The sequence below is a fragment of the Providencia rustigianii DSM 4541 genome (assembly GCF_000156395.1).
Taxonomy (GTDB): Bacteria; Pseudomonadota; Gammaproteobacteria; order Enterobacterales; family Enterobacteriaceae; genus Providencia; species Providencia rustigianii.
Genome location: NZ_GG703828.1, coordinates 1 through 451 on the forward strand (window position 1 = coordinate 1; position 451 = coordinate 451).

Consider the following 451-nt stretch of genomic DNA (forward strand, 5'->3'; position numbering starts at 1 on the left):
CTGCATCTTCTAATTGCCTTGCGACCTCTTTTGCAATATCCGCGGCTGATTGATTCGGTGTAGGATGAATATGAATTTCAATCGGGGATCGACTAGACTCACTGCGATTTTGAGTGATATTAACTGGGGTAGAAACGTAGTTTTTAGCCGGTAGGGCATAGGGATGAATCGGCTTATCTGCCGCTGCCGACATTGACCCTAGTGTTAATGCTGCCGCAGCCAATGCCGCTGTACTTTTACGACTGGTCACATTCGCAGGACCATTAACAATCTCAGGACCATACTCACCCACAATACCAAATTGACCGCGTGGAATATAACCACCGCTATCAAATAACCCTGCAAGTGACTTACCCGCTACGGATGCACCGCTTGCCTGAGTTGCTAATCTCGCAGCTTTGGCATCATCTGATAACATCCACTCAGGTAATAAATCTGTCGCTGCCTGCTT

Annotated in this window: 1 pseudogene; it reads right to left on the minus strand. The window is 47.5% G+C overall.

The annotated features are described in order from the left end of the window. Positions 1-451: pseudogene (locus tag PROVRUST_RS18595) on the minus strand (phage tail tape measure protein); the annotation flags it as partial.